Source organism: Granulosicoccus antarcticus IMCC3135 (assembly GCF_002215215.1).
GTDB lineage: Bacteria > Pseudomonadota > Gammaproteobacteria > Granulosicoccales > Granulosicoccaceae > Granulosicoccus > Granulosicoccus antarcticus.
This window is the reverse complement of the sequence record NZ_CP018632.1, coordinates 6,378,585-6,405,015: the sequence shown is the minus strand read 5'-3', so window position 1 is coordinate 6,405,015 and position 26,431 is coordinate 6,378,585. Positions and strand designations below refer to the sequence as shown.

The 26,431-nt window shown below is 55.1% G+C and carries 21 protein-coding genes; 11 read left to right on the top strand and 10 right to left on the bottom strand.

All coding sequences use genetic code 11. The annotated features are described in order from the left end of the window. Positions 1-240 precede the first annotated feature (240 nt). Positions 241-3,429 (bottom strand): efflux RND transporter permease subunit, encoded by a 3,189-nt coding sequence (locus IMCC3135_RS27635; RefSeq protein ID WP_088922113.1) that lies wholly within the window; start codon positions 3,427-3,429, stop codon positions 241-243. A gap of 1 nt (position 3,430) precedes the next feature. Then, entirely contained in the window at positions 3,431-4,594 is a 1,164-nt protein-coding gene (locus IMCC3135_RS27630; protein ID WP_088920532.1) for an efflux RND transporter periplasmic adaptor subunit, read from the bottom strand. Between the two features lie 133 nt (positions 4,595-4,727). On the opposite strand from IMCC3135_RS27630, the gene IMCC3135_RS27625 reads away from it, so the two are divergent. Next, the gene (locus IMCC3135_RS27625) at positions 4,728-5,672 is read left to right on the top strand and encodes a lipase family protein (RefSeq protein ID WP_088920531.1); all 945 of its coding nucleotides are present in this window, start codon (positions 4,728-4,730) and stop codon (positions 5,670-5,672) included. On the opposite strand, the gene IMCC3135_RS27620 is transcribed toward IMCC3135_RS27625, so the two are convergent. After that, complete coding sequence (locus tag IMCC3135_RS27620) at positions 5,629-6,378, bottom strand: glycerophosphodiester phosphodiesterase family protein (RefSeq protein WP_088920530.1); 750 nt, start codon at positions 6,376-6,378, stop codon at positions 5,629-5,631. The genes IMCC3135_RS27625 and IMCC3135_RS27620 overlap by 44 nt on opposite strands. 9 nt (positions 6,379-6,387) lie before the next feature. Continuing rightward, positions 6,388-6,636: a hypothetical protein gene (locus IMCC3135_RS27615; protein ID WP_205737738.1), complete on the bottom strand. Its 249-nt coding sequence runs from the start codon at positions 6,634-6,636 to the stop codon at positions 6,388-6,390. 334 nt (positions 6,637-6,970) lie between these two features. Here IMCC3135_RS27615 and hisN point away from each other — a divergent pair, with 334 nt between their 5' ends. Next, the gene (hisN, locus tag IMCC3135_RS27610) at positions 6,971-7,798 is read left to right on the top strand and encodes a histidinol-phosphatase (RefSeq protein WP_205737737.1); all 828 of its coding nucleotides are present in this window, start codon (positions 6,971-6,973) and stop codon (positions 7,796-7,798) included. Here hisN and IMCC3135_RS27605 read toward each other — a convergent pair. Next, complete coding sequence (locus IMCC3135_RS27605; RefSeq protein ID WP_157736311.1) at positions 7,791-9,191, bottom strand: Ig-like domain-containing protein; 1,401 nt, start codon at positions 9,189-9,191, stop codon at positions 7,791-7,793. The two genes, hisN and IMCC3135_RS27605, sit on opposite strands and share 8 nt — an antisense overlap. 191 nt (positions 9,192-9,382) lie before the next feature. On the opposite strand from IMCC3135_RS27605, the gene IMCC3135_RS27600 reads away from it, so the two are divergent. The 5 genes from IMCC3135_RS27600 (at position 9,383) to IMCC3135_RS27580 (ending at position 15,931) form a co-directional block, all read left to right on the top strand. Continuing rightward, on the top strand, positions 9,383-10,492 hold the full coding sequence (locus tag IMCC3135_RS27600; RefSeq protein ID WP_157736310.1) for an OmpA family protein: 1,110 nt from the start codon (positions 9,383-9,385) through the stop codon (positions 10,490-10,492). Next, complete coding sequence (locus IMCC3135_RS27595; protein ID WP_088920526.1) at positions 10,492-11,178, top strand: hypothetical protein; 687 nt, start codon at positions 10,492-10,494, stop codon at positions 11,176-11,178. The genes IMCC3135_RS27600 and IMCC3135_RS27595 overlap by 1 nt, the downstream gene beginning before the upstream one ends. Continuing rightward, positions 11,171-12,682, top strand: coding sequence for a MocR-like pyridoxine biosynthesis transcription factor PdxR (gene pdxR, locus IMCC3135_RS27590; RefSeq protein ID WP_205737736.1), 1,512 nt, complete (start codon positions 11,171-11,173; stop codon positions 12,680-12,682). Before IMCC3135_RS27595 ends, pdxR begins: the two co-directional genes overlap by 8 nt. Before the next feature lie 69 nt (positions 12,683-12,751). Then, positions 12,752-14,413, top strand: coding sequence for a Kelch repeat-containing protein (locus IMCC3135_RS27585; protein ID WP_088920525.1), 1,662 nt, complete (start codon positions 12,752-12,754; stop codon positions 14,411-14,413). A 120-nt stretch (positions 14,414-14,533) separates the two neighbouring features. Further along, positions 14,534-15,931 carry a peptidoglycan-binding domain-containing protein gene (locus IMCC3135_RS27580; RefSeq protein ID WP_157736309.1) on the top strand — a complete coding sequence of 466 codons (1,398 nt, stop codon included), beginning with the start codon at positions 14,534-14,536 and terminating at the stop codon, positions 15,929-15,931. Between the two features lie 14 nt (positions 15,932-15,945). Here IMCC3135_RS27580 and IMCC3135_RS27575 read toward each other — a convergent pair whose 3' ends face one another. Next, entirely contained in the window at positions 15,946-16,653 is a 708-nt protein-coding gene (locus IMCC3135_RS27575) for a metal-dependent hydrolase (protein ID WP_157736308.1), read from the bottom strand. A gap of 27 nt (positions 16,654-16,680) precedes the next feature. Here IMCC3135_RS27575 and IMCC3135_RS27570 point away from each other — a divergent pair, with 27 nt between their 5' ends. After that, entirely contained in the window at positions 16,681-17,019 is a 339-nt protein-coding gene (locus IMCC3135_RS27570; protein WP_088920522.1) for a DUF1840 domain-containing protein, read from the top strand. 70 nt (positions 17,020-17,089) lie between these two features. On the opposite strand, the gene IMCC3135_RS27565 is transcribed toward IMCC3135_RS27570, so the two are convergent. Both IMCC3135_RS27565 and IMCC3135_RS27560 read right to left on the bottom strand, forming a co-directional pair. After that, a complete protein-coding gene (locus IMCC3135_RS27565) occupies positions 17,090-18,496 on the bottom strand; it encodes a DUF1501 domain-containing protein (protein WP_088920521.1) in 1,407 nt (468 codons plus the stop codon). Positions 18,497-18,573: 77 nt separating this feature from the next. Continuing rightward, on the bottom strand, positions 18,574-20,358 hold the full coding sequence (locus IMCC3135_RS27560; protein WP_169727535.1) for a DUF1800 domain-containing protein: 1,785 nt from the start codon (positions 20,356-20,358) through the stop codon (positions 18,574-18,576). Positions 20,359-20,652: 294 nt separating this feature from the next. On the opposite strand from IMCC3135_RS27560, the gene IMCC3135_RS27555 reads away from it, so the two are divergent. From IMCC3135_RS27555 to IMCC3135_RS27545, 3 genes are all read left to right on the top strand, one after another. Next, the gene (locus IMCC3135_RS27555) at positions 20,653-22,710 is read left to right on the top strand and encodes a molybdopterin oxidoreductase family protein (RefSeq protein ID WP_088920519.1); all 2,058 of its coding nucleotides are present in this window, start codon (positions 20,653-20,655) and stop codon (positions 22,708-22,710) included. A gap of 158 nt (positions 22,711-22,868) precedes the next feature. Next, positions 22,869-23,357: a YHS domain-containing (seleno)protein gene (locus IMCC3135_RS27550; RefSeq protein ID WP_205737735.1), complete on the top strand. Its 489-nt coding sequence runs from the start codon at positions 22,869-22,871 to the stop codon at positions 23,355-23,357. 18 nt (positions 23,358-23,375) lie between these two features. After that, positions 23,376-24,284 carry a DMT family transporter gene (locus IMCC3135_RS27545; RefSeq protein WP_088920518.1) on the top strand — a complete coding sequence of 303 codons (909 nt, stop codon included), beginning with the start codon at positions 23,376-23,378 and terminating at the stop codon, positions 24,282-24,284. Positions 24,285-24,355: 71 nt separating this feature from the next. Here IMCC3135_RS27545 and IMCC3135_RS27540 read toward each other — a convergent pair whose 3' ends face one another. Both IMCC3135_RS27540 and IMCC3135_RS27535 read right to left on the bottom strand, forming a co-directional pair. Continuing rightward, positions 24,356-25,408 (bottom strand): 3-deoxy-7-phosphoheptulonate synthase, encoded by a 1,053-nt coding sequence (locus IMCC3135_RS27540; RefSeq protein ID WP_088920517.1) that lies wholly within the window; start codon positions 25,406-25,408, stop codon positions 24,356-24,358. A 168-nt stretch (positions 25,409-25,576) separates the two neighbouring features. Further along, positions 25,577-26,428: a carbohydrate ABC transporter permease gene (locus tag IMCC3135_RS27535; protein ID WP_088920516.1), complete on the bottom strand. Its 852-nt coding sequence runs from the start codon at positions 26,426-26,428 to the stop codon at positions 25,577-25,579. Positions 26,429-26,431 lie beyond the last annotated feature (3 nt).

The window sequence follows — 26,431 nt, the reverse complement described above, 5'->3', positions numbered from 1 at the left end:
TTACGCAGATCACGTAGTAATCAAAGTGATCTGCGCAACGATGATAAAGCGTCACCATTACTCTCGAGCCACTATCGTTTATCAACCTGTATTACTACAGGTCTGACGCTCACCCTCAACCAATCTTGTACTTGCCAGACTCTGGCTTTTTCACCATTCTGTTCTTCAGGAACATTGCGTGAGGAAGGCCCATGAGCTGCTCCTGTGCTCGAGCCTTCCTTTCACGATCCGCTTACAAGATCATCCTTTGGCCGGTGCCGCGATGGCTGCCTTCTTGATGAGTCTGGATTGCTTGCGTCGTGCCCGTGACTCCGATACCCGCTCTCCCAGTACCAGCAGGCAAGGTGTCAGAAACAAAGTCAGCAATGTCGTGAAAGCCAGGCCTCCGGCAATGGCACTGGATAGTTGTGTCCACCATTGTGTTGAGGGGGCGCCAAACGTAAGCTCACGGTCGATCAGGTCCACGTTCATGGCAAAGACCATGGGCACCAGCCCCAGTATGGTGGTGACGGCTGTCAGCAGGACAGGGCGCGCTCTGATCGAGCCTGTGATCAGGGCTGCCTGAATAGCTGGTGCCCCCTGGCGAATGAAGCTGTTGTAGGTGTCAATCAATACGATGTTGTTGTTCACCACAATGCCAGCCAGGGCAATGATGCCGATGCCTACCATGACGATGCCAAAGGTCTGTCCGGTAATCATCAGGCCGATCAGCACGCCGGAGGTCGAGAACAGGATGGCGGTGAGTACCAGAAAGGCCTGATACAGGCTGTTGAATTGTGTGACCAGTATCAGCGTCATCAGGAAAATGGCCGAGACGAAAGCTGACAGCAGAAACGTCATGGTTTCCTGTTGCTCTTCAGCCTCACCCTTGAATACGACATTGATCTCAGGATCGTTAGCCTGCGCCAGTAGCGACTCTTGCAAAGTCTTGAGTTCCGTATCGGCAAGGCTGCCTTCGGCTACGTCGGCATCCACCGTGATGACACGTCGGCCATCAGCACGCTTGATGACGCCAGTCTTGGGTGCCGGGGTAGTCGTTACAAAGTTGGATATGGGAATCATGCCGCGACTGGTAGGCACCCGAAGCTGGGAGATCTGGTCAAGGTTGCGCTGCGCCAGAGGGTAGCGAACTCTGATATCCAGCTCATCGGTGGCGTTGTCGGGGCGGTAGCCGGCGAGGCGAATGCCGGTGGTTATCAACTGGATGGCATTGCCGATCAAAGCGACATCAGCACCATAGCGAGCCGCCTCTTCACGGTCTACCTGCAGGCGCCACTCCACACCTGGAAGGGCCCTGTTGTCGCCGATATCAACAAAGTTGCCCTGTTTGCGCATGATGTCGCGCAAGGTATTCACGGCACCGTCAAGCTTGTCGGCTGGTGCACTGAGCTGGATGTTGATCGGTTTGCCGCCACCATCGGGTCCGCCTTCATTGGCGGCGAATTCCACCTGGATGCCCGCAATGTCACTCAGTTCGGCGCGCAGCTCGGTGGTGATATCGGCTGCCTTCCTGCGCTGGTCCCAGTCGGTGAGTTCCAGCGTGATGGTACCGATGATGTCACCGCCATCATCCTGGCCGGATGTGCCGGTGCGTGTGTAGACCGATTCGATTTCATCGCGATTGAATAATCGCTTTTCTACCCGTTTCAGAATCCTGTCTTTTTCGTAGATCGACAGATCGCCACGGGCATGTACCTGAATGGCCATGGATTCAGGCTCAACACTGGGGAAAAAATCCACGCCCTTGCCCAGTACGCCATACAGGGCATAACTGGCGATAGTGAAGGCGAGCACCGAGAGTAGTGTTGTTACCGGTTTGAGTAGTAGTGTATGCAACACCCTCAGGTAGCGTGATTTGAAGCCTTCAGTGCGCTCCAGAAGCTGTGCAATGGCATGCTTGTCAGGATTCAGCCGATCTTCGTGGCCCTGTGATGCCGTTGCAGTATCTGTGTTTTGCAGGTTCTTGCGACCGATGAACTTGCCGATAACCGGTATGAAGATGAGCGCCATGGCCAGCGAGGCCAGCAGGCAGCTGATAACCGTGATGGGCATGTAGCGCATGAACTGACCGATCAGGCCTGGCCAGAACAGCAACGGGAAGAAAACGGCGAGGGTGGTAAAAGTGGAGGCGATGACGGGCCAGGACATGCGCTTGCTGGCATTGGCGTAGGCATCCGCAGTGCTCATGCCGGCATCGATATTCCGGTCGGCCAGCTCGGAGACGATGATGGCACCGTCAACCAGCATGCCAACCACCAGTATGAGGCTGAACAGTACGATCACGTTCATGGTGTAGCCCATGGCGTAGATCACCAGAATGCCGGTCAGGAACGATCCGGGTATGGCCAGGCCGACAAGGATCGATGAACGAATTCCCAGAGTTGCCATGATGACGATCATGACCAGCACAACACCAGAAATGACGTTGTTCTGCAGATCGGTGAGCATGATTTGTGTCTCTTCCGACTTGTCCTGATGAAAGCCGACCACCAATGTTGATGGCAGCCTTTGACGTTCCTGTTCGACAATCGCGCGCACCTCGTCGATGGTTTCGATGATATTGGCGCCCAGACGTTTGGATATCTCAAGTACCAGAGTCGGCTGGCCATCCAGCCTGGCAAAGCTTGTCGGGTCTTTGTAGGTTCGGCGAATGGTGGCCACGTCACCGAAGGTTACGACGGAGGTTTCTGTGACCTTCACCGGCAGCTTCATGACATCTTCAATGTTTTCGATGACTCCTGGCACCTTCAGCACCATGCGCCCGACGCCGGTATCGATAGCGCCTGCCGCCACCAGCAGATTGTTGTTTCTGATAAGCCCGAACAGTGAGTCGAAGTCCAGCTGATAGCTTTCCATGACCAGTGGGTCGACCACGATCTCGAGCACCTCTTCGCGCTCGCCGGCGATATCGGCTTCCAGTACACCGGGCAGGGCTTCCAGCTTGTCTTGCAAGGCGCGGGCAATGCTGATCAGCGTGCGTTCGGGCATGGGGCCTGAGAGGCTGATGTTGAGTACCGGAAACAAGGCGATGTTGACCTCGTTAACGGTGGGCTCGTCGGTGGCGGCCGGTAGCTTGGACTTGGCCATGTCGACACGTTCCCGCACATCGGCAAGGGCTGTGTCACCGTTGAAGCCTGCATCGAATTCGAGCAACACCGATGCATGACCTTCGCTTGCTGTGCTGCTCATCTCTTTCAGGCCACTGATGCTTTGTAGCTCTGTCTCCATGGGGCGCACCAGCAATCGTTCGGCATCGTCTGGTGAGATGCCATCGTGTGACATGGACACATAGATGATGGGGATCGGCACGTCAGGCTCGGATTCCTTGGGAATGCTGCGATAGGCAACGATACCGCTGGCCATCAGGAAAATCATCAGCATGATGACCGTGCGATTACGATCAAATGCGGCATCGATGAGAGCGTACATATCAGCTGTTTCCGTCAGAAGCTGGCTGAGCCTTGTCCGTATCAACAGCTTCATCTGTGGGTGCATCCGCAGATGAAGCTGCTCTTGCATCCTCGCTTGCAGCCGCACTTGCACCTGCAACTTCTTGTGGGTTTACCTGTTCGTCAACACTGACGAAGCCCTGGCCCAGTGTGATGATTCGGGTGCCGGCAGGAATGCCACTGACCCAGGCGCCGTCGATGTCGGTGCTGACCAGCTTGATCGGCAGAAACAGGACTCGGTTGTCCTCATCCACAGCCTTGACACCCAGTTCGCCATCCAGGCCCAGCGACAGGGCAGAGGGTGAGATGAAGGCGGCTTCCACCTGTTCGATGGGGATCGTCAGAGATGCGCTGATGCCAGCGGCTGTCGCACCGTTGGTGTTGCTTACGCGTGCTTCTACCAGAAAGGTGCGGGTCTGAGCATCGGCGACCGAGGAGATGAACGTCAGGGTGCCGGGTAGTATTTCTCCGGTGATCAGTCTGATGCTGACACTTTGTCCGACTGTCAGCTTGGCCAATACATTCTGCGAGGCTCTGGCGGTGACATCAAAGGCGCTGTCATCCACCAGTTCGGCAACCACATCGCCGCGTTCTACCAAAGCGCCCTTGTCCACTGGCAATGCGTTGAGAACGGCTGCAAACGGTGCCTTGATAGCGGTGTAACTGATATCCAGTTCGATCGAACGTAGTTGCGCAAGCGCGGACTCCAGTGCTGCTTCGCTTTGCTCGGACTGCACTTTGGACTGGAGTCGCTGGCGGCGCAGCGATGCTGCCGCTTCCTGTTCGCTGCGTGCCGATTTGACGCGTGCGCTGGCTTCCGTCAGCATGTTCTGCCGGTTGCCTTGATCAAGTTGCACGATAATGTCACCGGCGTTGACTCGAACGCCCTTGCTGATGGGCAGATTTTCCACTTTGCCGTGGGTCTCCGCCTTGAGCTGCAAATACTGAACGGGTTCAAGCTGGCCCTGTAACGAGATTTCTCGAGCCATTCTTGCCAACTCGACAAGCTGTACCTCAACAGTCATCAAGGGGTCAGTCTTGTCATTTTCTGCTATTCCCGAATCATCGGGCTTGAGCAGACCAGATGCCATCCAGAGGCTCAGGACAATGACCACGGCGCCGGCTGCAAGCCATGACTTGTTCACGAATATCTCACTCCAGAGGGGATCTGGCTACAGTATAGTGGTTGAACCTGAAGGCGGGTGTTGGTGGCGTGTTTGTTGCGGCGCAGTCACACTAGTCGAATTTCCCTGAATAACCTGCAATGGCGAGTAATGCATGATGTTTGCACGCGCTCTGTGTGAATGGCTTGGCTTCAAGGTCTCAGCGAGTGCCCGCTATGCTTGCCTGATGCTTGTCTGCCTGGCATTGCAAGCCTGTGCAACCCCGGCTGGAAATCTGAATAAACTGGCACAGGAGCAGGGTTTTTCGCGCGAGACGGTCAATGCGGCAGGCTACAAGCTGCTGGTCTACAAGAATCGGCAAGCTGTTGCGGGTTTCCCTGCAAATGCTGACAATTCCATATTGCACGTCTATCTGGAAGGTGATGGCTCACCATGGCGACACCGTGTCTTCATCATGGCCGATCCCACGCCACGCCGACCATTGATGCTGGAGTTGATGAAGCTGGATCGGCAGCCGTCGGTCTACCTGGGGCGGCCTTGCTATAACGGTACCTCGATGGAGAAGCCTTGCACGAATGCATTGTGGACCTCCGGCCGTTACTCGCCGGCTGTCATTGAGAGTATGGCTTCGGGCTTGAATGATTTACAGCGTCGTCACCAGGCGAGCGAACTGTGGCTGTTTGGTCACAGTGGTGGTGGGGCGCTGGCTATGCTGTTGGCCGCCAGGCTGCCTGATGTGACACGGATAGTGACAATAGCGGGTAACCTGGATACGCAGGCCTGGACCAGACATCACGGTTACACGCCTTTGTTCAGCTCCCTTAACCCGGTAAAGCAGCCGGATTTACGCAAAAGTGTCTGGCAATGGCATCTGCTTGGAGGGCGTGATGCGGTGATACCCCCACCGCTTGTACGCCCATTCATCATGCGTCAATCGCAGGCGAGCGGGTTTCAATTTGATCGCTTTTCGCACGGTTGTTGCTGGCAGCTGGTTTGGTCAGAGGTGCTGGAGGCTTTGGCGCTTGATGAGCCGAAAAGAATTCCAGCGCGTCAGTTCAAGTATCCAGATAGCTTGCTAGACGCTTCGGAAAGTCGGTAATCACGCCATGAACTCCCATCTCCAGAAGCATGCGTGCCCGATCAACGTCATTGATCGTGTAACAGAATATGCCCACATTGGCGGCTAGTAATTCTGCAGCCTGTTCAGGCGTCAAGGCATTCCCATCGCAGTGGATGTTGCGGCATTCAAGTTCGCTCATGAGCGATTGCCAGTTTGATGGTATGCCGCCTACCAGCAATCCGCGTGGAGTTTGGGGTAATCGATCTCTGGCCAGCTCCAGTGAAAGTCTGCTGAAGCTTGAAAAGACCAGCGGCAAGTGGCTGGGCCAGCTTTTTCCTACCAGAGAGCAGATGGCTTCAACCGTTTCTTTTTCCAGTCCCTTGCGAGGTTTGATTTCCAGATTCAGGCCCATTCCGCGAGCTTCAAGCAGATCAAACACGGCACTGAGCCTGGGCAGGGGTTCGCCGATAAAATTCGCCATACCCTTGCTGGCATCCAGCTGGTCCAGGTCTGCAGCGTTGCTGTCACACAATAAGCCGGTGCCGGTTGTGCAACGCTCAAGGGTGTCATCGTGATGCACGAAGGGGATATGGTCGGCACTGATGGATACATCGATTTCGACGCAGCTTGCGCCCTCATCAGCAGCCAGGGAGAGTGCTGCCAGAGTGTTCTCTGGAGCATTGCCTGAAGCGCCACGATGGGCGATGATACGCGCTAGTAGTGCGGGGCCTGAGACGTCAATCATGAAAGCAGTTTAGAAGTAGTCAGAATAGGCCGTTAGTGTAGGCTCGTCTCGCTTGACTCGCCACGCACGTTGCGTCTGATTCCTGATGAATTCTTGCCTGACAAGTTCATACTCCTGATACTCACGCGCAAAGGTGCGAGTACAGAAACTTTCCAACTGGTTCATCTTGCAGTCTTCCTGACGCAACATTTCGTAGGCAATCTGCGTGACGTTGATATGGGCGCAGCCTTCCAGAAAAGGAAAGCTGGCGATCATCATCGTCAGGCCGACGCGGGTGGGTCGGAATATTGAGTAAAGTGAAGTCATGTAGAAGAATATGATCAGCGGCAAACAGGTATAGGCGTCAGGCTCAGGCAAATCAAGGAAATCTGGCTATCGGCTAACATTGTTTACATTGGCGGTAGTCCTGAAAAAACAATCTGGCTCTGTTGTATCGGCCGATGAGAGCGGCAATTGAAGGCGATTTACTGGCTACCGGATAACAGGTACTGCCTTTGTCCGACTTATCGGATTATGCTTATCATTGCCAGGTTATTTCCACTTAAGGCTATCTCAGGTAGTTCCCTGTGACCTATGCGAGTTGTACTGAATTATGAGTCTGATCAAAAGCTCCCCCGTGGCTGTTTCCGACGAGAAACTGATGCTATTGCTCGCTGCTGCCCAGAGGGCTGCAGATGCCGCTGCGGATGTCACATTGCGCTATTTTCGCAGTGATATGAACGTGGTGAACAAGGCCGGTGAGCATGCCTTTGACCCGGTTACCGAGGCAGATCGCCTGGCGGAACTGGCCATACGTGCAAGCCTGAAGGTTGATTTTCCTGATATCGGTTTCCATGGTGAGGAACATGCCGCTATTGCCGGCGGCAGTGGGCTGACCTGGGTTGTGGATCCTATCGATGGCACACGGGCCTTCATGAGTGGCATGCCTTTGTGGGGGACTTTGATCGGCCTGTTCAACGGGCGCGATGCCATTCTGGGGTTGATGGATCAGCCGTTCATGGCGGAGCGTTATACGGCGATTGGATCACAGGCGAATCTGCTGGCCAGAGATGGGCTGCACAGTTTGCAGACTCGAAAAAACGTGACTCTGGAGCAGGCGACAATGTACTGCACGACGCCGGATATGTTCGACACAGCTGAATCAAAGGCGGCTTTTCAGCGGGTTCGCGAAACTGCTCGACTGACTCGCTACGGTGGCGATTGCTACGCCTATGCCATGTTGGCAGCAGGTCATGTCGATGTAGTTCTGGACTGTGATCTGAAGCCCTACGATATTCTGGCGCTCATCCCGTTGATCGAGGCAGCCGGTGGCGTTGTCAGTAACTGGGAAGGTAACAGTGCCGTGGATGGCGGCTACGTTGTGGCGGCGGGATCCAGACAGCTCCACGCCCAGGCACTGAGTCTGCTGCAGATCACTTGATCTGCAACTGAAAGCCATCTTCGACCGTTCCACCATTGCCATCATCGGCGCTGACTCGAATGATCCACTTACCGCGATTATCCTTGCTCGACTCGCCGCTGATGATGCCGTTGGTGCTAATGGTCACATCCTCGGGTAATCCGGTGGCGCTGAACGTCAGTTCATCACCATCCGAATCTGAGAAAAAGCCGCTGACGTCGTAGCTGAAAGAGTTTTTCACCGTCTTGTTGCTGATGTCGATCACATCAGGGCTGTGATTGCGGGCCAGTTGTTCAGGCTCGAATATCTGCAATATGAATGCGTCGCTGATGGAGTCGATACCATCACTGACATTGATGTCCAGGCGGTAGCTACCGATATCCTGAAGGCTTGCCAGTGTGTGTAGTTGTCCGTCCGTGTCGAGTGTGACGCTGCCCGAAGAGGGCAGTTGATCATTGAGGATGGTAAAGCTCAGTGAGTCGCCATCAATGTCGATAAAATACTGCGACAGATCGAATTGCTGTGCTTGCGCAGTTGAAGATGTGCGGGCGGCGTCGATAGACAGATCGGGGATTTTCTGGAGCTGCACAGGCAAGGTATTACCGGCGACGATACGAATCACGGCGCTGGCTTGAGTTTCATGAAGCCCATCCGAAATGCTGTACACGAAACTGTCCTCGGTATAGCCATTGGTGGATACCGGTGCAGACTCGGCAAGGGCATAGATGAAGCCGCCCTGTTGGTCGAATGAAAACTGGGAGGCATGCTGGGGCGCCTGCGTGATTCCGGTTACGGTTAGTTGAGTGTTTCTTATATCGTCATCGTCGCTGTCATTGGCCAGCAAGTTGTTGTTGTCGGAAGGGTTGATGACCAGCAGATTGTTCAGCATGACCAGGTAGCTGTCATCATTGGCAATGGGAGCCTCGTTGACCGACAAGCCACACAGCAATTGCTGGCGCTCCACGATCGCTCCATCGTCCCGCACGGCGCTGAGCCGATAGTTCAGGGCCACAGGCGAGCGCAAGGCAGGCATGGTGAGTTTGAATTGGGTAGCATTATTTTCATCGACCGACTCTTCCATCAGAACTGCACAGTCGCCGCCTTCCTGGCTGCAGGCATCGTTCAAAGAAGTTGTCGACAGGTTCTCATCAAAGTCGCTGATGCTGGCACAGCTGCCTCTGGCATCGCTTTCCTCAATCCTCCAACTCCAGTTACGTAGCTCGGTGCCTTCCCCGGCTAGCGGTGCGGTCAGCGAGGTCCCTTCAATAACGGCGACTGGCTGAGCATTGCGCAGAGTCACGGGTACTGTTGTGCCTTGCACTCCGGTAGAATCTACCCAGCCGCAGGCGGACACGTTCATGAGTAACAGGACGACCGGTAATCGAGCTGTGAAGGTCCTTGTGAAGTTGTACATGGCAGGGTGTCCAACGGACTTGTCAGGTGAGATGTGCATCTTATGGGGCTGGTTCAGAATGTCCGTGGTCTTGCTCTCAAAGTGGTCGCGTTGAAAAATGAGACTGTGCCCCGTTTAGTCAAATTGCTGGCTTCTTCTCAGTTGTGTTGTCAGAGTCAAACAAGCTAATTGCCAGCCAACCTGATGTATTGATGAATAGCGAAACCAGATACGACGCATTTACCCGAACTCGCAGCACCTGGCTGATGCTGGCATTTGCCGCGATTTTGTGGGTAGCGCTGTCTGCCTGGGCTTTTGTTGCCACCGACTTTGGGGCAGCTTCTGAATCGAGCAAGGCATCCGAGCAGGCAGAGCTGAGTCAGGAGCAGCTCCGATTGCAACAGCTTGAAGCTGAGGAGGCATCCAGACAGTCTGAAGCGACAGAGCAGGCGCGGTTAGCTGCCGAGGCGGAGCTGGCACGGATAGCACTCGAAGCGGAAGAGCAAGTGCGTCTGGAAGCGCAGAGCAAGGCGGCTGAACGTCGCAAGATTGCAACAGAAGAGACCAGATTGGCAGCGCTCAAGGCCAAGGAACTGGTTGAGCAAGAGTCCAGGCGGCTTGCTGAGGCAGCGGCGACAGAGCAGGCCAGGGTTGCGGCTGAAGCGGCAGCAGAGCAGGCCAGGGTCGCGGCTGAGGCTGAAGCGGCAGCAGAGCAGGCCAGGGTTGCGGCTGAAGCTGAAGCGGCAGCAGAGCAGGCCAGGGTTACGGCTGAGGCTGAAGCGGCGGCGGAGCAGGCCAGAGTGGCGGCAGAGGCTGAGGCGGCGGCGGAGCAGGCCAGGGTTGCTGCTGAGGCTGAAGCGTTAACGCAGGCCAGGCTCGCCAATGAAAAAGCCAGAATTGAAGAAGAAGCTCGACGAGCGGCCGCCGCCGAGGCTTCCAGGATCGCAGCGCTTGCCAGGCAGCAGCGTGATAACGCTCGCGGTAAAGATCGTGAGTTGGTGGTCTTGGATGAACTGTCTTTACAGATGAAATTTGCGGCCAATTCTGTGACGCTGTCGCGCGAAACGGAACGGGTGCTCGATGATATCTTCAACGTACTCTATCTCCGCTCTGAGGTCCCTGTACTGGTATCGGTTGCGAGCAATGAGTACGATACAACGGCGAAGAATGGCCTGTTGAGTCGTGATCGTGGCCGTGCAATTGCCTCCTACCTGATCAATCGAGGGTTAGAGAAAGAGCGGTTTCAAATTCTCATCGAATCCGGCGAAGATTTGTCGGAAGGCACATATCATGTCAAAGTGTCTGCAGAGGAAGTTCGTTAATGATGGTCGATACACCTATATCTCTGTTGATCTACCTGGTGGGAGCTACGCTGCTAGGCGCCTTCATGGGCTATTGCATTGCGGTTCTGCGCACCAAGGGACGAGCAGGTCGTGCAATCAATGGCATGCGTTCGGAGCTTGCCAGAAAGCAGACCACCGCTGAAACCGAGCTGCTATCGGTGCAAGCCATGCTCGCCGATCAGCGCGGTACGCAAGTCCGGGCGACCGAACAGGCACATAAAGCTTTGAAGCGTGAAGCCGCGCTGGAGCTGCATTCACAATTGCAGGCGCAACGTATCCAGACGTTGGAGTCTCAAGTGTCCTCCTATGAGGAGCAGCAGATTCGTCTGAAACGTGATTTTGCAAGTTATAAATCCAACAAGTCCAGAGAGCTTGAATTGGCCAAGAACAAACCCGATGCCTGGTCCGGTATCAATGAACTTCCGGTGCTGCAGAAGCGCATCGTCGAGCCTGTGGCCAAACGCGGCACTCAGTCTCCAGCTCCACGTTCCAGAGCGGATGGAAGCTCGCGAGTATCACCGCGTAATCCCAATGGCTTGAGCAGCCCGTTGTCCAGAGAGCTGGACATTCCGGCTCTGGCCGAGTCAGAACTGCCAGATTCTGTCGATGAATTGAAGTTCGAACTGGCGGATCTGGATGCAAGCGGAGAGCAGTCACGTGGGTAGAGCACACGACAAACCCATGTGGTATCAGCTGATCAGGCTGGACTCTGATGATGATCAAAGCCTTCAGGCGCAATTGCGACAGGCCTTGGTCAAAGCCATTCTTGACAGCCGTATTCCAGTGGATATTCCGCTGCCATCGTCGCGTGAGCTATCTCGCCAGCTTGGCGTTGCACGCAATACCGTCGTGCTGGCCTATCAGCATCTGATTGATGAGCATTACCTGATATCGCACGAGCGACGAGGCTATTTTGTCAATCCGGAAATCCTTGACGGTCGTGTGGATACACCCAGGCCCGCTGAGGGTGCTGCACTGCTGGATGGCGAACTTGCCAACCATGATCAAGGGCCGGAAGTCGTGCTGGACGTGCTTGATCGGCGCAGCATCAATCGGCCATTGAACTGGCGACAGTTCGAATTTCCCTTTATCTACGGGCAGACGGATTCATCTCTGTTCCCAGTCAATGACTGGAGAGAAGCCTGTCGATTGTCTTTGCGTGTTGATGCCATCAGTCGCTGGACTCAGGACCGGGTGGATCACGATGATGATCTGCTGATTGAGCAGATACATACGCGTGTCCTGCCGCGCCGGGGCGTGTGGGCTGACAAGGACGAGATTCTCATTACGACAGGTGCACAGAATGCACTGTTTCTCATCGCCCAGCTGTTGCTCAATAGTGAAAGCACTGTGGGGTTGGAAGATCCGTGTTATGTCGATGCAAGAAATATTTTCAGACTGTTCACCGAGCATAAAGTCCTGTTTCCAGTGGGTGAGCAGGGTGTTGTGACCGATGAACGGCTAGGTGGCTGCAAGATGATCTACGTCACTCCCAGCCACCAGTGTCCGACCACCGCAACCATGCCTCTGGAGTCGCGTAAAAAGCTGTTGAGCGAGGCTGCTCTGCACGATGTCACCATCGTCGAGGACGACTATGAGAGCGAGCTCAATTTTGTCGGCAAGCCGACCCCGGCTTTGAAAAGTCTGGATACCGAGCACCGGGTTATCTATGTCGGTAGTCTGTCCAAGACTCTGGCGCCGGGTTTGCGTGTCGGATTCATGGTGGGGCCGAAGAAGTTCATCCGTCAGGCGCGTGCCTTGCGTCGACTGATGTACCGTCATCCGCCGACCAATAACCAGCGCACGGTTGCCCATTTTCTGTCACTGGGACACCATGATTCGGCTTTGCTGCGTCTGACTCAATCCTTCAAGGCCCGCTGGCAGGTCATGGAGCAGGCCTTGAAGCGGCATGAGGTTTTCTCTGCCTCAACACCGACTTTCGGAGGATCCTCGTTCTGGGTCCAGTTGCCGGCCAATGTCTCGGCGCAGGAGCTGGAAGTCCTGGCTGCCGAAAACGGCATCGTGATCAATGCCGGTGATCATTACTTTGCCAGTCGAGAAGGGCCAGGCAATTTTTGTCGCCTGGGGTTCTCCTCCATTCCCGAGGATCGTATCGATGCAGGTATCGATCGTTTGGCTGGTCTGGTCAGGCAATTAGCTGAGGCTTGATCTGATCTGAAGTGATCGGCAGGCCGGTTTATTGCAACGTGGGGGGCTGATACCCCGCAAACGTGAATCATGCCCCTGTTCCGTCTCATGCCATTGTGGCTACTGCTTGCTTCGTCTTTGCATTGTGCGGAGGGGCTGGCAGCCACCAGTGCCGATACCCCCTGGCAAATTGTCACGACCAGTGATGACAGTACGGCCGTCGATCGACACGAGGCGGCCGCTGTGGTGGTGGACGGGCTTTACTACCTGTTGGGGGGGCGCTCGGCTCGACCGGTGGAAGTGTATGACCCGGTAAGCAATCGGTGGCGGGTTATTGGCGATCCGCCAATGGAGTTGCACCATTTTCAGCCCGTCGCCATCGGTTCGAAGATATATGCACTCGCCGCCTTCACCTGCTGCTATCCGGATGAGCCCAGTGTTTCGACTATATATGTGTTCGATACCGTTACTGAGACATGGTCAACGGACGGCACAATGCCCTCGGGGCGTGTCCGGGGTTCTGCTGCCGCCGTGGTTTTCGATGGGGAAATCTATGTGCTGGGCGGCAATACCAAGGGGCATGCCGGGGGAGCTGTGAACTGGTTTGATCGCTATGATCCGGTCAGCAAGGATTGGGACATTCTGCCAAACGCACCGCATGCGCGAGATCATTTCGCAGCGGTTGTTGTCGATGGTCGGCTGGTGGCGGCAGCTGGTAGAACCACCGAGCAACCCAACCCCTTCACGAACGCTGTAAAGGCGACGGATATTTACAACTTTTCGACCAATACCTGGAGCGTTGGAAAAGACATACCCACGGTGCGAGCCGGCGCCCTGGCCGCCGCTGCCGGCAACGAGGTGCTGGTAGCGGGTGGCGAGATCAACACCAGCAGTGAGGCGCTGAGTACCACCGAAGCCTACGATGTGACAGCAGACAGTTGGCGCAGTCTCAAGTCGCTCAATACCGGGCGACACAGTGGTGGTGGTGCTGTTATTGGTTCGCAGTGGCATCTGGTCGCTGGCAGCAATGTGACTGGCGGTGGTGGTGAGATGGATTCACATGAAATGCTCGAGCTGGGCACGGACACGGATTCGGACGGTGATGGCCTGATCGATGTTGCTGAGACCTCAATCTACAATACCGATCCTCTGGACCCTGATAGCGACGGGGATGGGGCTAACGACGGTGATGAAGTGGATGCCGGCAGCGATCCGAATCAGGTGGACTCCGATGATGACGGCCTGAGTGATGGTGAGGAAATAAATACCCATGGCACCAGCCCGGTGATTGTGGACACGGATGAGGATGGTCTGGGGGACGGTGCTGAGGTCTTGATATGGGAATCTGACCCACTGAAGCGCGATTCGGACGACGATGGCCTGGCTGATGCTGACGAGGTGGAGCGAGGTACGGACATCAATGTGGCCGATTCTGATTCGGATGGACTCAGTGATAGTGAAGAGATCATCGCTGGAACTGATCCGCTGAAATCAGACACGGACGATGATGGCCTGAACGACTCCGAGGATCCTGAGCCATTGACACCTCAGTCTGTCGAGCCTACTGAGCCGGTTGAACCGACGAATCCGACAGAGCCCACTGACCCGACTACCCCGGTGGAGCCTACAGAGCCTACAGAAGTCGTTACCGGCGGTAACGGTGGTGGTGCGTTAACATGGTTATTGGCGGTGCTGGCAATCGTCGGTGTCAATCGACGTCGGAGAATTTCAGGGGCGATTGTTGCGAAATAGTCGAGCTTTCGGATTTAACTGCTGAGCTAACTTACAGAAGCATTGAATAATGTTGCTGGGCATACGACAATTGCGCTTGTGCCGAGAGGCAGTGCTTTCGAACAATTGAGGTATTTCATTGTGCGTAAATTGACATTGTCCCTGTTGGGCGTATTGGGTAGTTGTTTTGTGGCTCTGCCTGCAACGGCTCAACAATTCGACAACAGTCTTACTCTGCCTGATGCCAAGCCGGGTGAATGCTATGCCAAGGTCATTACGCCGGCACGCTTTGAAACGAGCAGTGAAGATCTGGTCGTTCAGGAGGCTGCTGAGCGTATCGAGACAGATGCTGCAAGCTTTGAAGCTGTTAATCAGAGCGTAGTCGTCAAGGAAGCGTCACAACAGATCACGGTGACGCCAACAGTCTTCGCCAGAGAAGTCGAGCAGCTGCAGGTGCGCGCGGCCACGCTGAGCTGGACCACGCAGGTGGGTGGCAACAGTTTGCCGATCAACCCCGAAGCGATTGCACAACTTGCAGCGTCGGGCATTGATACCGATGCGGTCGAGCCTGATAGTTGCTTTGTCGAGTATGTCACGCCGGCGCAGTACACAGCCGAGTCCGAGCAAGTGCTGATCAAGGAGGCCACTCAAGTTATTGAGATTGAGCCTGCTGTGTTTGAAACGGATGAAGAGCAGGTGTTGATCAAGGAGGCCTCCAGCGTCATCGTTGATGTACCGGCGATCTTCAAAGCAGAGACCGAATCTGTAATGGTGGAGCCTGCCCGCAGTGTCTGGAAAGAGGATTGTGGTGTCATTGAGCAGGTAGCGAATGCCACCGGCGACGTGTTATGTCTGGTTGAGGTTCCTGCACGTTATGAGGAGCTGACAAAGACAGTGCTGGTAAAACCTGCAACCACCCAAACCGTTAACGTTCCTGCTGAATACCAGACGGTTCAGGTGCAACGCCTGGTCAGCCCTGCCGCCGAGAAGATGGTGGACATTCCAGCTGAATATACGACGATCACAAAACAGGTGTTGTCGGCCGAAGCCCGGTTTTTCTGGTTGGCCAAGGGCGAAGATGCTGACAAGAGTGCGATTGCTACCGGTCGTGAAATCTGCCTGACTGAACGCCCTGCAGAGTTTGTTACTGTGGATCGCGAAGTGGTCAGCGAGCCGGCCAAGAGCGTGATATCGGAGATCCCGGCAGTATCCGAGACCATCGCGGTACAACGATTGGCAACACCGGCGACGGAACGTCGCATCTCGATGCCTGAGAAAACCAAGTCGATCAGTCGGCAGGTTCAAATCGCTCCGGCACAGGTCGAGTGGAAACAGGTTCTGTGTAAAGTCAATATGACGGAAGAGATCATAAGCTCACTGCAAAGTGCACTGAAGACTGAAGGTTATGATCCAGGCCCTGCGGATGGCATCGTAGGCCAGGGCACTCTCAAGGCGATGGAGCAATACCAGACAGCAGAAGGCATTGATCGTGGTGGAATCACGCTTGAGCTGCTTGAACGTCTCAACATCAAACTGTAAGCAGAGGGGCCCTTTTAGAGGTTGTTCCAGATCCAGTGAGGTATCAGTGCAGGGCGCCAGTCGGTATACAGTGCCTGCCACTGTTGCCATGCTGTGTCGTAGGGAGCTGTCCAGAACCAGGCAACCAGTGTGATGAAGATAACCAGGCAACTGGCGGGCAGTTGCTGCATGTCCAGAGGCTTCATCGCACTGCCAAAAGAGCGACGAACACGAACGCCGGTAAAATCGACACTGTATAGCTCGTCCAGTATCAGATGGATCAGGTAACCCAGTGTCATGAATATTCCCAGCAACCAGCTTTGCAACTCGTTGCTCTCCAGAAGCTGCCAGGCGGCGGCACTCATGAGCACGCCAGCCATGATGGCTGCAATCTGAGAGTGCAGAATGCCGCGATGCTTGGTAATTGAATGAAACATCCACCACAGTGGAAAACGCACCAGCAAGAAGACGGTAATGGCTCCCAGCCAGAGTTCCAGTCCGGTAAATGCATCAACGTTGGCAAATAACCAGGCAAGCGCGGCAATGGTGCCAAGTCCCGAGAACAGGGCGCGCGAAGGCTGCGACTGTTTAAGATCGATGTCGGGCAAGATGCCTCCGACCATGCCAGCAACGGTCAGCATGAGTCCGTCGGTCATGCCCAGAGACAGCAGTTTGGTACAACAGGTTGCCCCCAGGCTAACAACGGCTGCTGCACCAAAAACGTGTGTGTTAAAGTCGGCCACTATTGGGTTTTCCTAAATGAGGTCATCGTGCTAGTAACCTTCAAGACAAGCGCATATTCTGATATCACCATGTTCGGAGAGCCAGCTGTAGCTCTGCTGAAATTGATGGGCCAGAGCGGCAATGTGCCCGGTGCGATACTCGCCGCGGATGTTCCGAAAGCTCTGGAAACTTTACACGAAGCATTGGCAAAGTTGGAGGCTGAAGAGGCAGGTTCTTCAGCGCCAGCATCGAGCAACGATCCCCATGACGGTTTCTCCGATGATGAGGAAGAGATGCCCGTTGCCTTGCATACCCGTGCTGGCCCATTGGTTGAGCTTCTCGAGGCGGCGGCTGCGGTTAAGGAAAATGTGCTCTGGGATAGCTGAATCCCGGACTTTTTCTAAATGCAATGCATGCCGACTCCCTGTGTAGCCACAGGGGGCGGCATGAGTTCAATCAGCTTTGCATGAAGCCCAGATCTGTTTCTGCGAAGTTTTGAAGATCGGGCAGGGCCTCGCTCAACTCGGCTTCCGATACTCCCATCCAGCGTGACAGGGTGGCGGCGTATTGATTGACAGAAATTTTCGGAATCAGACGACCGGCAAAACTGCCATCATCCTCACCGGCATCGTCAGGATTGTTGCTGGCAGAATAGTCAGGTGTATCACCAATGACGCGGCCACCGTCCACGGCACCACCGAAGACGAAGCTGTGACCACCCCAGCCATGGTCTGTACCATTGCCGTTACTGGTCAGGGTGCGTCCAAAATCCGAGGCGGTAAAGGAGGTGACACTGTTGGCCATATTGATGCCATCGATGGTGTCCTGAAAGCTGCCAATCGCCTCGTTCAGACCCTCCAGCAGATCCGGCATGCGCTCTACCTGATCAGAATGGGTATCCCAGCCGCCCATCATCACGAAAAATACCTGTTTCTGCATCCCCAGCTCCTCACGTGAGGCAATCAGCCTTGCTACCAGGTGCAACTGCTTGGCAAGCTTGTTACTGCCGTTGTACTGCATCTGTGGCAAAGGGTTGGCTTCCAGGGCTGTATACAATGATGCGGTTGCATCCGAGGCTCGTCCCACGGCATTGGCAATGGCGCGCATGATCAGTGGGTTGCCGCTGTCCTGGCCCTGTGCCACCAGCTCGTTGAGCGTGCGACCAACATTGCTGAGTCTGGCTGGTGGAATCCAGTCACTGATGTTGTCGTAACCAAACATTCGTTGTACAGCGACATCGGCGTTGAGGGTGACGTAGTTGGTATCGGCCGAAGCCAGCCAGTCGGTGCTGCCGCTCATGGAGAAGGCCGGTGCGACGGCGATGTTGCCATTGCAGTTGGCCGCATGAGTGCTGATTGCACCACCCCAGCCAAAGGCATTGCTGCCATTGACGATACCAGCGCCTGTCTGCCACAGTTTCTGCTGCGTGTTATGTGCAAACAGCGATTGTGGCAAGGCCACGGTTCCCAGGTAGTCGTCCTTGGTAGTGGGTTGAATCAGTGTGCCGGTATTACTCAGTACTGCGAGTCGATTATCGCTATACAAGCGTTCAAGGTTGGGCAACATTGCGTTGAAGCCGAACTCCCCCTGTTGCGCATCACTGACTGTCAGCAAATCTGACTCTGCGACTGACAGTTCGTTGCGTGAGTTGCGGTAGTCGGTGTAGCTACTGCCACCGGGCACGAACATATTGAAGGAGTCAGCACCACCTGCGAGAAAAATGCAGACGAGTGACCTGGCATCATCACAAGTTGCCGCATTGGCCCGGCCGTTGCCCGCCATCATGGATACACCCGCACCCAGTGGCAGAGCTGCCAGAGTTTTCAGCAATCGGCGTTTTTCTTTATCGATCGGATTACGCATGTTGTGAGTCCTGGCGTTCGGTGTTGAGCCTGAGGTTTTTGCTCATGAGTTCAAGAGGTTCAAAGAGTGGCATGAGACTAGCGCTGTAGGTGGTATTGAGGTGCGACCAGTAGCATGAACAATGAGTCCTGAACGGCGGCGAAGCGACCTGCATCATCGGAGCCCAGGTTGCCGATGTAATCGAACAGGGTCTGGCGCATGGTGTCAGGCATCGAACCACCGAACAGAACCAGGTTGTACCAGTCGAGCAGTTTGTCCGGATCCGCTGCCAGATCGACCAGAGGCTGCAGATTGATAACGGTCACACGCGGGTTGTCATCACTCAGATCCGAGCGGTCATTGAAGCGGTATACCTGATGGTGATAGTTGTTGTGGGTGGCCGCCAGATTGGCTTCAGTCATGATTTGCAGTTCGGGCGATAGCGTGGTGCCCGAGGGTACGACCGGGTGGTCCGGATCGAAAAAATTGAAGACTGAAGGTGCTTGCATGACTTCCTGACCGGTCATTTCATCAACGCGGTTCAGTGTGAAATCAGGTGTGTTGTGTACGTCATCGGCTAATGGGCCGGGGGTGCCATCGAGTGCACGCCAGAGATGGGCCAGTCGCACGACCGGTTCACGCAGTTTGCCGAAATCAGGATTGTCCAGATAGCCATTGCGGGCTTCATCGTCCAGCAAGATGGCCTTGACGACAGCGGCCAGATCGCCTCGCTCTCCGGCGCCGTTGTCGTTGAAGACAGTGACGACACGCTCTACATAGTCAGGTGTGGGATTGCTGGTGACCAGACGCTGGATCAATTGTTTGGAGATCAGTACACCCACATTCGCGTGCTGGAAAATGTTATCGAGTGCGAAGGCCATGTCCTCGCGTACGTTGAGCCCTGCGGGTGCAACGGCACCGTTAAGCAAATTTTTGCTGCCCGTGTCGTGAAATCGTTCGTCAGGGACCATGGGGGTCGTAAAGGTATCGCCACCGCCCAGGTTTATAGTCTCCCAGGAAGTCACCAGATCGTAATTCCAGCCCGTGAAAACGCGCGCAAATTCCTCTACCTGATCCTGCGAATAGGCGGGTACCGGACTGGCCAGTGGCAGAGCTTCTCCGCGGTTATTCAGTTCGTAGAGACCGATTGAGAACAATTGCAACACTTCGCGTGCGTAGTTCTCATCAGGACGAATGTTCTCCTCCACGTTGGCTTTTTCATTACGGACCATGCTCAGAAATACACCCATCACCGGATGCAGGGTCACATCTTCGAGCAAGTCACGATAATTGCCGAATGCGTTGCGGCTGAGCATGTCGTAATAACTGGCCATGCCCCACTGATTGTTGGCCAGCAGATAGTCCAGGTCGGAGACCACGAATATTTCGCTCAATGCGAAGGCGACTCGCTGGCGTAGCTGGTCAGGTTGCTCTAAAACATTGTTCCACCAGACTTCATGACGTTCCGCGCCGCTGCTGCCGTTGCTGTTTGCCCGTGTGTAGGGCTCTGTCAGAGAAACCGGCAGGCTTATCTGCTCGTCAATCCACTCCTCAAAGCCTGATTCTTTTACAGTGGCGATATCCGCCAGGGTGGCGCCAAAGGTGGCCTGTGCGAGCAGGCGTGAGGCCTCAACGTCATCCGGATCCAGGTTGGAGACGCTGGTCACGGGTGGCAATTCACCAGTCGGTCCGCCACCATCAGGTTCTGACAGGTCACCGCCGGTGGGCGTACCGTCACCATTACCGCTGCCCGAGCTGCCACCTGAGCTACTGCCCGGGTTGCTGCCTGAATCTGCATTGTCGATGACAACACCGCCGTCACTGCAGCCATTTAGCACCAGAATCACGCTCAGCAGAGCGCCGATCAGCCAGCGGCCAGACATGAGCTTGTCAGCTCGTGTTGGAAGGGGCAGGTTCTGCCCTGAATAAAGAGTTCGTTTCATAAGGTGTGTGATGACACATCCCGTGGAGTCGATAGCTGCGTAAAGTACCAGATGGACTGAAACCTCGCTGTCGAAAGATGTGTCTTTGGACACGAGAACCCCTGCATCGGCTGGGTAACACTGGCACTATGGGATACAGCTCACAAGCTATGACATTCGATGCGATGGCAGGTCGATAAGCTGAATGTGAGCCTCATTTTTTAGTTTTCACTAATTTGAATACTTGATTGCCTCATGACTACCCGTATGCGCAGTGTCTGCCCACATGACTGTCCCAGTGTCTGTGCGCTGGATGTGGAAGTGGTATCCCAGAGCACCATCGGTCGTATCTATGGTGCCAAGGATCACAGCTACACACAGGGTGTGATCTGCGCAAAAGTGTCTCGCTATGCCGAACGCGTGCATCATCCGGATCGATTGATGAAGCCACTGCGACGCAAAGGGAGCAAGTCCTCTTCGGCAGGCTTTGAGGCTATCAGTTGGGATGATGCGCTGGACACCATTTGCGAACGCTTTGAGCGTATCCGCAAGAACAGCGGTGCTGAAGCCATCTGGCCATTTCACTACGCCGGTACCATGGGACTGGTGCAGCGCGACGGACTGGACCGGTTTCGACATGCCTATGGCACCTCACGGCAGCATTCAACTTATTGTGTGTCTGTTGCGGATGCCGGATTCAAGGCCGGAGCCGGGGTCAAGAGTGGTAGTGATGCACGCCTGATGCATCAGAGCGATCTGATCGTGGTCTGGGGCGGTAATCCTGTGAGCACACAGGTCAACGTGATGCACCATGTCTCGCAGGCGAAACGGCTCAATGGCGCCAAATTCGTGGTTGTTGACCCTTATCGCACGAAAACGGCAGACAAGGCTGACCTGCACCTGATGCTGAAGCCTGGTACTGACGGGGCTCTGGCCTGCGCAGTCATGCATGTCCTGTTCGAAGAAGGGCTGGCCGATCAGGCCTATATGGCGGCCTACACCGCAAAAGCTGATGATCTGCGGCAGCATCTTGCGACTCGCACACCGGCCTGGGCTGCTGAAATTACCGGTTTGCCGGTTGAACAGATCGTCGAATTTGCCCGACTCTACGGTCGCACGAAAAAATCCTTCCTGCGTATCGGCTACGGTTTTTCCCGCTCACGCAATGGCGCGGTCAATCTGCACGCCGTCACTTGCCTGCCGGCGGTGAGCGGTGCCTGGCAGTATGAAGGGGGTGGGGCCTTGTATGGTAATTCGAGTATCTACAAGCTGGACAGAACAAAAATCCAGGGCCTGGATATTGTCCCTGACACACGAGCGATTGACCAATCCCGTATTGGCCGAGTGCTGACGGGCAATGCTGCAGATCTGCAGGGTGGGCCTGCTATTGAAGCCCTGTTCATTCAAAACACCAATCCGGCGGTGGTTGCACCGGAAACACGCCTGGTGCTGCAAGGGCTGGCACGTGATGACCTGTTTAGCGTTGTGCACGAGCAGTTCATGACTGAAACGGCTGAATATGCCGATATCGTTCTACCCGCAACCATGTTTCTCGAGCACGATGATATCTACACGGCCAGTGGTCATACGCATCTGCAAATTGGTCAGAAGCTGATCGACGCTCCGGGCGAATGCCGCAGCAATCATGCCCTGATGCAGGCACTGGCTGAACGGCTGGGACTGTCGCATGCCGGTTTTCAGCTCAGCGAGCGGGAACTGATCAACGACATGTTGTTGTCATCGGGTCTGCCCGACTTTGATGCGGTGCTCGCCAGTGGTGGGCTGGACTGTGCTCATGCCTCGTTCCGCGATGCCAATTTTCTCAATGGCTTCGGCACTCCTGACAAACGATTCCATTTTTCGCCTGACTGGTCCTCTGTGGGCAACAATACCGAGGGTATGCCGGCGTTTCCTGATCACTGGGCCGTGATTGATTCGGCGACAGAGGCGTGTCCGCTGCGACTGGTGGCAGCTCCTGCCAGACAGTTTCTGAATTCAAGTTTCACCGAAACTCCGTCGAGTCGTCGTATGGAAAAGAAACCATTGGCCAGGTTGCATCCGGACGATATGGCCTGCTACGGCATTGAAGACGGTGCGCTGGTAACGCTGGGTAACGATCAGGGCGAGGTGAGTCTGGAGGCCATGGCGTTTGATGGGGTGCAGCCGGGCACGGTTGTCGTTGAAAGCCTGTGGCCAAACCGGTATTTTGCAGGAGGTCTGGGAATCAACACGCTGGTCAGTAGTGAGCCGGCACAGCCTGATGGTGGCGCAGTTTTTCATGACACAGCGGTGTGGGCAAGGCCTGGCAGCTGAGATGAATGGGTGATTCGAGCAGTCTGAGAGGGAGCTATGGCCAGGGACGGTATTCGAACTAATACAGCTGGGGGCGGTCAATCAGGGGCTGGTCAAACGGCTGAGTTGTTGTTCAAGGAGCCCTGGAGCTCCAGTTTCGTCAAACGGAAGGAGTTGCCATGATTTCGAATGTTGCTCGATACAGCCGTCCAGTAGCGCAACTTTTGCTGGTTTTTTCAGTACTGATGTCAACGCTGGTAGCGGCGGCCGAACCGGTTTCAAAATCTCGCTTTGGTGGTGTCGCTATCGATGGGCATGACACGGTGGCGTACCAGCAGTTGCAACGAGAGCCTCAGGCTGCAGCGGTTGAAGGGGCTAAACGCTACACGGTAGAATACAAGGGCGCTAAATGGCGTTTTGAATCTCAGGAAAGCAGTGAGCTGTTCAAGGCTGATCCTGGCAAGTATTCTCCCGCCTACAATGGTTTTTGTGCCAATGCCTTGAGTCTGGGTGAAGGTCTGGTAAAGACCGATGGCACGCATTGGGAGATTTTCGAAGACAAGCTGTATCTGTTCTATGCAGGTCAGGGGCGTGATCGATGGAACGATGGTAACTGGGCGACTTACAAGGTGGATGCGGATGCCGCCTGGCAGAAGCTGTCTGACTGAAGACGGTGACTGGGCTCCATGAGCGATAGAACCCGCGGTGATCTGTTGATCCTGCTGGCAGCCTTCATCTGGGGTGTCGCATTCTATTATCAGAAAATCGCCATGTTGCAGATGGGACCTTTGCTGTTTTTAGGCATACGGGGTGCGGTGGCAGCCTTGGCTCTGCTGCCATTTGCGTTTGTTGAGCAACGTCGGATATGTCATCGCAGAGTTCATGATGGGGTTCCTGATGCTGTCGCTGGCGCGGGCTTTTTCCAGCGCAGTATCGTCCCGTTTGGTTTGCTGGCAGGTGTGATCTTCTTTCTGGCAGGCTCTACCCAGCAGACGGGATTGGTGACTGCCAGCATTACCAACACCGGATTCCTGACCGCTCTGTATGTGGTGGTTACCCCGTTTCTTTTCTGGATTGTGCGACGTCAGCGTCCGGGCAGGGTTACCTGGATATCAGTTGGCCTGGCGTTTCTGGGCGTCTGGGGTTTGAGTGGCGGGGCGCTTGCCTCGTTCAGCCGCGGCGATATTCTGGTCGCCTGCTCGTCAGTATTCTGGGCTTGCCTGATTATCGTATCCGGACAATCGTCCAGACATGCTCAGCCGCTGAGCTATACCTGCGTCCAGTTTGTTGTGGTTGCTGTACTGGGGCTGCTGGCAGCCAGTATTCTTGAGGTTATCGAATACCAGGCCATCCGGGCTGCGCTTGTGCCCATCCTGTATGTGGGTGTGCTTTCCAGCGCATTCACCTTTGGCTTGATGGCGATTGCCATGCAAAGTGTGCCTGCACCCCGAGCCTCCATCATTCTGTCGATGGAAACCGTTTTTGCAGCCCTGGCAGGTTATCTGTTTCTGGGGGAGAGACTGCCGGGTGTGGCATGGCTGGGTGCCGGCCTGATTCTGTTGGCCGTCTTCATGGTGCAGCGCAGTCGTGATTGAACGATGTGTGACCGATGCTGATCCTGCTGAGCAGGCTCTGGAATCTGTCACACATCGTCCAACGACATCAATTAATGCTGTAGGCGACTGGATGCCTCTGCCAGTATTTCCAGTGTTCGTTCGGTGTCTTCCCAGCCCAGGCAGGCATCGGTAATGCTCTGTCCGTAGTTCAGGGACTCGGGCGAGCCGATGGACTGCTTGCCTTCCACCAGGTGGCTTTCGATCATCACGCCCGCAATCATGCTGGCCTCGGAGGACAGACGTGCAGCGACATCAGTAACAACCTCAATCTGGCGCTTGTGATCCTTCTGGCTATTGGCGTGACTGCAATCGATCATGATGCGCTGGTTAAACCCTTGTGCTACCTGCCTGTCGTAGGCATCCCGAAGGCTCTGGCTGTCGTAATTGGGGGTCGGACCACCGCGCAATATAAGGTGGGCGTCTTCGTTGCCTTTGGTCTTGAACAGCGCTATACGACCCTCTTCGGTAGGGCTCAGAAAAGCGTGTGGGTGGCTAGCTGCCTGAATGGCGTCAATGGCAATGCCGACATCGCCGCTGGTGGCGTTCTTGAATCCGACCGGGCATGACAATCCGGAGGCGATTTCGCGATGCACCTGACTTTCAGTGGTGCGTGCACCGATGGCTCCCCAGCTGACCGTGTCTGCATAGTACTGACCGGTAACCGCATCGAGAAACTCACAACCGGCAGGCATGTGCATCTGTGCAAGGTCCAGCAATAGTTTGCGTGCCATGAACAGGCCTTCATCAATCTGGAAGCTGTTGTCCATATGCGGATCGTTGATCAGACCTTTCCAGCCAATGGTGGTGCGAGGTTTTTCGAAATAGACGCGCATCACGATTTCCAGAGAATCGCTATATTGCTCTCTGAGCACCTGTAGTTTGTGGGCGTATTCCAGTGCTGCTACCGGATCGTGAATGGAGCAGGGGCCGATGACTACCAATTGGCGCGAGTTGCGACCATGAATGATGTCTGCGATATCGCGTCGGGTTTGCGTGATGATGCCGGCATGATCGATATGCAGCGGCAGTTCGACGAACAGTTCTGCCGGGCTTTGCATGGCAACGATCGAGTCGATCCGAACGTCGGATGTGGCGTTGTTCATTGTTTTTATTCAGGTAGTGGCGGTAATGCGCCTGGCATCAATCTGCCAAGGTCAGCGCACCATAATAGCGCAGGTAGGTGCTAGTCTGACTCGACTGAGTTCCAATGAACGACAGAGCGACCTGTTTCTGTGACTAGCGTCATGCAGAAACAGGCCGCTGGCAACACTCTAACCTTTGGTGGCTCCGAGCGTCAATCCTGCGATAAAATGCTTCTGCATGGCGAAGAACATAAGTACTGGTGGCACCGCTGCCAACAGTGAGGCGGCCGAGACGAGCTGCCACTGGCTGACAAATTGTCCATTCAGAGCACGTACACCGGCTGTTATCGGCAGTGCATGATCGCCCTGAATGAGAACGGTGGCCCAGAAGAAGTCATTCCAGATAAAGGTGAAGATCAGTACCGACAAGGCGGCAATGGCCGGCTTGACCAGTGGCAGTACCAAGTACCAGAAGATCTTGAATTCACCGACACCATCAATACGTGCCGATTCGATCAGTTCGAATGGCAACGCTTTGATGAAGTTCCTCATGAACAGCGTACAGAAGCCCAGCTGGAAGGCTGAGTGAAACAATACCAGGCCGGTAACCGTGTCATACAGACCGGTGGAGACGGACAGGTCACGAACCGGCACCATCAGAATCTGAAAGGGTACAAAGTTGCCGGCGACGAAGACGAAAAACAAGGGGACAGCCCATCTGAAGCGGTATACCGATAAGGCATAGCCGGTCAGGCAGGACAGGGCAACCGCAATGATGACGGTGGGAATCGTGATGCGCACTGAATTCCAGAGGTATTCGCCAGCCTTGGATTGCTGGAAGACCGCCAGATAATTCTCAACCAGCAGGAAGTCTGATGGCATGCCGAAGATATTGCCGGCATTGATGTCCGCTGCCGGTCGAATCGAGGTGAGAAAGATGGCAAGCAGTGGCAGTAGCCAGAGGAACAGGGCAACGGGCAGAATCAGCTGGTAACCGGTACGGACGGCTGCGCTGGATTTCTCAATAGGTTTTGGAAACATGAT

What these genes read in the sequence shown, in the direction of transcription:
- IMCC3135_RS27595 (WP_088920526.1), top strand. Translation starts at nt 10,492, where the DNA reads ATGATGGTCGATACACCTATATCTCTGTTGATCTACCTGGTGGGAGCT.
- IMCC3135_RS27620 (WP_088920530.1), bottom strand. Translation starts at nt 6,378, where the DNA reads ATGATTGACGTCTCAGGCCCCGCACTACTAGCGCGTATCATCGCCCAT.
- IMCC3135_RS27550 (WP_205737735.1), top strand. Translation starts at nt 22,869, where the DNA reads ATGATTTCGAATGTTGCTCGATACAGCCGTCCAGTAGCGCAACTTTTG.
- IMCC3135_RS27565 (WP_088920521.1), bottom strand. Translation starts at nt 18,496, where the DNA reads ATGCGTAATCCGATCGATAAAGAAAAACGCCGATTGCTGAAAACTCTG.
- IMCC3135_RS27585 (WP_088920525.1), top strand. Translation starts at nt 12,752, where the DNA reads ATGCCCCTGTTCCGTCTCATGCCATTGTGGCTACTGCTTGCTTCGTCT.
- IMCC3135_RS27540 (WP_088920517.1), bottom strand. Translation starts at nt 25,408, where the DNA reads ATGAACAACGCCACATCCGACGTTCGGATCGACTCGATCGTTGCCATG.
- IMCC3135_RS27545 (WP_088920518.1), top strand. Translation starts at nt 23,376, where the DNA reads ATGAGCGATAGAACCCGCGGTGATCTGTTGATCCTGCTGGCAGCCTTC.
- IMCC3135_RS27635 (WP_088922113.1), bottom strand. Translation starts at nt 3,429, where the DNA reads ATGTACGCTCTCATCGATGCCGCATTTGATCGTAATCGCACGGTCATC.
- IMCC3135_RS27560 (WP_169727535.1), bottom strand. Translation starts at nt 20,358, where the DNA reads ATGTCTGGCCGCTGGCTGATCGGCGCTCTGCTGAGCGTGATTCTGGTG.
- IMCC3135_RS27535 (WP_088920516.1), bottom strand. Translation starts at nt 26,428, where the DNA reads ATGTTTCCAAAACCTATTGAGAAATCCAGCGCAGCCGTCCGTACCGGT.
- IMCC3135_RS27600 (WP_157736310.1), top strand. Translation starts at nt 9,383, where the DNA reads ATGAATAGCGAAACCAGATACGACGCATTTACCCGAACTCGCAGCACC.
- IMCC3135_RS27615 (WP_205737738.1), bottom strand. Translation starts at nt 6,636, where the DNA reads ATGATGATCGCCAGCTTTCCTTTTCTGGAAGGCTGCGCCCATATCAAC.
- IMCC3135_RS27625 (WP_088920531.1), top strand. Translation starts at nt 4,728, where the DNA reads ATGATGTTTGCACGCGCTCTGTGTGAATGGCTTGGCTTCAAGGTCTCA.
- IMCC3135_RS27605 (WP_157736311.1), bottom strand. Translation starts at nt 9,191, where the DNA reads ATGTACAACTTCACAAGGACCTTCACAGCTCGATTACCGGTCGTCCTG.
- IMCC3135_RS27555 (WP_088920519.1), top strand. Translation starts at nt 20,653, where the DNA reads ATGACTACCCGTATGCGCAGTGTCTGCCCACATGACTGTCCCAGTGTC.
- hisN (WP_205737737.1), top strand. Translation starts at nt 6,971, where the DNA reads ATGAGTCTGATCAAAAGCTCCCCCGTGGCTGTTTCCGACGAGAAACTG.